Source organism: Cupriavidus numazuensis, assembly GCF_905397435.1.
Lineage (GTDB): Bacteria > Pseudomonadota > Gammaproteobacteria > Burkholderiales > Burkholderiaceae > Cupriavidus > Cupriavidus numazuensis.
Genome location: NZ_CAJPVI010000125.1, coordinates 1 through 5,011, shown reverse-complemented (window position 1 = coordinate 5,011; position 5,011 = coordinate 1). Strand labels below are relative to the sequence as shown.

Annotated in this window: 4 protein-coding genes; all 4 read left to right on the top strand. The window is 62.2% G+C overall.

Annotation, left to right across the window (positions count from 1 at the left end; all coding sequences use genetic code 11):
• Positions 1-1,003 precede the first annotated feature (1,003 nt).
• The 4 genes from KHO41_RS40590 (at position 1,004) to KHO41_RS40575 (ending at position 4,966) form a co-directional block, all read left to right on the top strand.
• Positions 1,004-1,909 carry a VOC family protein gene (locus KHO41_RS40590; RefSeq protein ID WP_211958828.1) on the top strand — a complete coding sequence of 302 codons (906 nt, stop codon included), beginning with the start codon at positions 1,004-1,006 and terminating at the stop codon, positions 1,907-1,909.
• 60 nt (positions 1,910-1,969) lie between these two features.
• On the top strand, positions 1,970-2,848 hold the full coding sequence (locus KHO41_RS40585) for an alpha/beta fold hydrolase (protein ID WP_211958827.1): 879 nt from the start codon (positions 1,970-1,972) through the stop codon (positions 2,846-2,848).
• Between the two features lie 40 nt (positions 2,849-2,888).
• Positions 2,889-4,094 (top strand): acyl-CoA dehydrogenase family protein, encoded by a 1,206-nt coding sequence (locus KHO41_RS40580; RefSeq protein ID WP_211958826.1) that lies wholly within the window; start codon positions 2,889-2,891, stop codon positions 4,092-4,094.
• Between the two features lie 71 nt (positions 4,095-4,165).
• Entirely contained in the window at positions 4,166-4,966 is an 801-nt protein-coding gene (locus KHO41_RS40575) for a DUF1302 domain-containing protein (protein ID WP_211958825.1), read from the top strand.
• Positions 4,967-5,011: the final 45 nt, after the last annotated feature.

The window sequence follows — 5,011 nt, the reverse complement described above, 5'->3', positions numbered from 1 at the left end:
CGCGTCGTTGCCGCTGGCCATCAATTCCACGGCGGCAGTGGTTCAAACGGCTTTGGACGCCTGCGATGGTGGTCAGCCGTTCGACCCTGCTACGCCATGTGAGTCAGAACCCGTGCCTTGCGCGGCACGGCTTTTGGACGATCCCCAAGACGGACTCGGGTACAGCGTTTCAATGAGGTCAGTGGTGGGACGCCTTCGGCTGCGCTGCGCGCACGTCGTCGTCTGGACGCAAGCTCATCAACGTGGCTGGCGCCCGAGTCCCCGTTCCAGTTCCAGTTCCTGATTTCCTGTCTCTACGCGCATGCAATGCGCCCAAGGCATCGTCACCGAGGCGAGGTTCGGGTCAGACCTTCGCGGTCTTACTCTAAGCCGCGCGTAGCGCAGCCGTAGGCGTCCCCGCGAGGGCCTCATTAGAAGGGACCACTCCGTAATCCGGGTTCGCTCGTACGCGCTGTCCCATCCTAATCATCTACGCGGCAGGCAGTCCAGCGGTCCTCTGATGCCTCAACGGCATTGAGCTTTTGGTTGACCACGTAAACGCGCTTTTGCCTACTTTTACCGCTCGGGTAAAAGTAGGTCGCCGGCTACGCCGGCGAAACAGCCGCGCCAGCGAAGAGCGATAACCCACCCCCAACGAGAAGCCCCGCCGGCTACGCCGGCGAACCAGCGGCGCATGCCAAGCGCGACAAACACCCCCTACCAAATCCGCTCTCAAAATTTCGCAAGCACTGTCAGCCGCGAATCGCCGCGCGCTCATAGATTCATCAAGCATGACGCCCCCGGGGCTGAATCGGGTGACCGCAACAGTGCCTTCACTCAGCAAAAAAAATGCCAAAAAATCAGGCACTTCACCGCTCTCTCCCCACTTCCATCGACATACCTGCCCTGCATTGGCACACCGCTTGCGAATAGGTAGTGCCGCCGCAGACAAATCGGCGGTTTTCGTCAATCAGAAGATCGCGCCGCCCGGCTATCAAACCGGCGCGGCGCTCAAGGAGACAGCATGTCGGACATTTCCGCGTTGGGTTACGTCGTCTTCAACGTGAGCGACCTCGACCAATGGGAATCCTTTGCCACCAGCATCCTCGGCCTTCAGGTCGCGCGGAAAACGCGCGACGTGCTGGGCCTTCGCATGGACGAATGGGCGCAGCGCATCCTGCTTGAACGCGGCACGGATGATGACCTTGTGGCGCTTGGCTGGCAGTTCGACAACAGCGAAGCGCTGAATGCCTACGTACAGCGCCTGCGCGAACGGGACGTCGACGTGGTCGAGTGCGATCGCCTGCTCGCGCAGTCCCGCCAGGTCGAAGCCGTCTTCTATTGCATGGACCCGGAAGGCTTTCGCCACGAGTTCTTCTGCGGACCGACGTACGCGCCGATGTCCAAACCATTCCGCTCGGCAGTCCTGGCGGGAGCAGGATTCGAAACGGGCCGCCTGGGTGTCGGCCATATCTTCGGCATCTCGCGCGACTATCCCGGCGCGGTGAAGTTCTGCACGGAAGTGCTGGGCATGCGGATCTCGGACTACATCCGTGACTCGGAGTCCATTCCCGGCGTGACCGTGGATTCGACGTTCTTCCACGTTGCGACCGGCCGCCATCACTCGTTCGCCACGGCCAGCATGCCCTTCCCGAAGAAGATGCACCACCTGCTGCTGCAGGTGCAATCGCTCGACGACGTTGGCCTTGCTTATGACCGCGTACGCAAGGCCGGCGTGCCTGTGCTCATGGAAATCGGCCATCACCCGAACGACGGCATGGTGTCGTTCTATTGCATCACGCCATCCGGCTTTGCCCTCGAATACGGATGGGGCGGCGTCGTCATCGACGACGCCGAATGGACTATCCGCAACTACACCCAGCTCAGCGACTGGGGCCACCGCATGCAGCCGCCGCCGGCTGCGGCCTGACGGCACGCTCTCGCCAATACCTGTTCAACCCAATCAAATCCGAATCAAAAGGAGACTTCCATGAGCTTGTGGCTCGATTTTCTCGGTGCGGAGATCCGCTATGTCAAGACCAGCTTCGGTTCGATCCGCATTGCCGAAGCCGGCAAGGGCAACGCCGAGGCGCTGTTCCTGATGCACGGCATCGGCGGGCATATCGAAGCGTATGCGAAGAACGTGGTACCGCTTGCCGATACGTTCCATGTGATCGCGCTGGACTTCATCGGCCATGGCCTGTCCGAGAAGCGCGACGACGTCGAGTACACCCCGATCACCTACGCACGCCTGCTGGCCGAGTTGATGGACGTGATGGATATCCAGTCCGCGCATCTGTCGGGCGAATCGCTGGGTGGCTGGGTGGCGGGCGTGTTCGCTGCGCTGTACCCGAACCGCGTCAAGCGCCTGGTGTTGAACACGGCCGCTGGCATTCCCGTGGTGTCAGAGAAGGGACGCCAGGACCTGCGCAACCTCGACGAACTGAACAAGAAGAACTTCGGCAAGCCGCCGTCGGTGGAGACGATCCGCATGCGCATGCAATGGCTCATGCACGAATCGAACTGGCATCTGCTCGACGATGAACTGATCGGCAGCCGCCTGGCGCTTTACACGCGCCCGGATTTCCAGCGGACCGCGCCGTTGGTGTTCGCGCTCGTCAAACGCCATGACGAACTGGGCGAAAGCGGCGCCATGATCCAGCCGCAAGACCTGCAGTGCGAAACGCTCTACCTGTGGACGCGCGACAACCCCATTCATGACGTTGCGGCGGCAACGGCAGCTTGCGAACGTACGCCCAAGGGCAAGTTGTATGTGATGCACGCCGACGCTGCCCACTGGCCGCAATACGAGGCGCCCGACGAGTTCAATGCCGTCATGCGCAAGTTCCTGACTACCGGCGACTGCTGAGTCGCAAGCCACGAAACATCGAAAGAACAAGGAGACCGAGATGGGAGTCATCGCAGACAAGAACTTTGTCGTGCCGGGCATGGACGAACTGGTGCAGCGCGCCAGGGACATGGTGCCCTGGCTGCGCGAGCAGGCGGACGGCGTGGAAGAGCAGCGCGCAGTACCGCCGTCGACGGTGGAGGCATTCCGCCAGGCGGGCTTCTTCAAGATCCTGCAGCCCGCCGCATGGGGCGGCTACGAGATGAACCCCGAAGCGCTCTACCGCGTGGTGATGGAGATCGGCCGCGGCTGTCCGTCGAGCGGTTGGACGCTGGCAATCCTCGGCATCCACCAGTGGGAATTCGGCAAGATGGACCCGCGCGTCGGCGATGAAATCTGGGGCGAGGACCGTGATGTGCTCGTCAGCTCGTCCTACGCGCCAGTGGGCAAGGCGCGCAAGGTCGAAGGCGGCTGGATGCTGTCGGGCCGTTGGCCGACATCGAGCGGCTCCGATCATGCGCACGGCGGCGCGTTTCTTGGTGCGCGCGTGCTTGACGAGCACGGCAATTTCCGTGACCTGCGCGCGTTCCTCGTCAAGCGCGAGGACTATGAGCTGATTGACGACTGGCAAGTGGTCGGCCTGTGCGGCACGGGAAGCAAGAGCCTGAAGATCACGACCGAGGCCTTCGTTCCCGACCACCGCTCGCACAGCATTGTCGAGTACAGCATTGGCGGCAGTGCGCCCAGCTACCAGATGCCGTTCAACCAGGTGTTCTATGGCGTGATCTCCTCGGCGATCGTCGGCTTTGCGCAGGGTGTGGTGGACCTCTTCATCGAGCATACGAAGCCCAAGCAGAACCAGTTTGCGATGGGACCCGGGCCTGCCAAGAACCCATTCATCCAGGAAAAGCTCGGGCATGCGGTGCTGCTGATCCGTTCGGCACGCGCGCGCATCCTGCAGGGCATCCAGGAAGCATCCGTCTATGCCAACCGTGGCGAGGTGGTGCCGATGGATGTCCGCGTGCACCAGTTTCTCGATGTGCAGGCCACGGGCAAGGATTGCTTCGCCGCGGGCCACATGCTGTTCAAGAAGAGCGGTGCGCGCGGCATCTTCCTGAATACTCCGATGCAGCGCCAGCTCCGTTCACTGCTGGCCGCCTCCAATCACATCACGCAGAACGAGGACGATACCTCCGCGTTCCTCGGCGCCTACCTGCTTGGCGAACCGTTGCCGCCGGGCGTGTTTGAACTGCCGCAAGCGGCATAAGCGTAACCGCCCACATCGAGGCAAGGCCCGGGATCTCGGGCCGACGACAACAACACGAGGAGACAAAGAACATGGTGAGGTCCACCCGCGGCACCGTGCTGCCCAGGCGCCGGAAATCCGCCGAGCCCATACTGCTGGCCTGCCTGGCCGCTGCCTTCGGCAGCACCAGCGCACAGGCGTTCGAACTGGAAGGATGGTCCGACGTCAAGGCGCGTTGGGACACCACGGTCAAGTACACGGCCGCATCGCGCCTGAAAGATCCCGACCCCAACGTTGCGAATCAGGGCGGGGCGCAGCCCAACGTCGACTTTGGCGACCTGGGCAATCGCGGTACGCTGATCAACAGCCGCTTCGATATCCTGTCCGAGTTCGATCTGCGGTACCAGAACGTTGGCTTTCGCGTCTCGGGTGCGTACTGGAACGACAGCCGCTATACGCGCGGCCGCAACGACTTCGACACCCCGGTGCCGAACACGCAGGCGGCGGCGCTCGGCGGCCCGAACAACGCGATCCCGCATGGCACACGCCAGACCATGGGCGAGCGTGCCGAGTGGATGGACGCGTTCGCGTTCGGCCAGTTCGACATCGGCGAGCACAGCGTGACGCTGCGTGCGGGCCAGCACACCTTGCTCTACGGCGAAACGCTGTTCCTCGGCATGAACGGCATTGCCGCCGCGCAAGGACCGGTCGACGCGGTGAAGGCGCTGTCGTTGCCGAACGCGCAGTTCAAGGAGATCGCGCTGCCGGTGCCGCAGGTGTCAGGCAGCTTCACGATCGCGCCGGATATGAGCATCGGCGCCTACTACTCTTACTGTGTCATAAAAACAACGATGTTTATATGCATGTCAGAGATAATATGGAATCCATACTGATGAGCGGACCGCAATGGAAAATCTGGCAAAGTTCGATCGCTACAT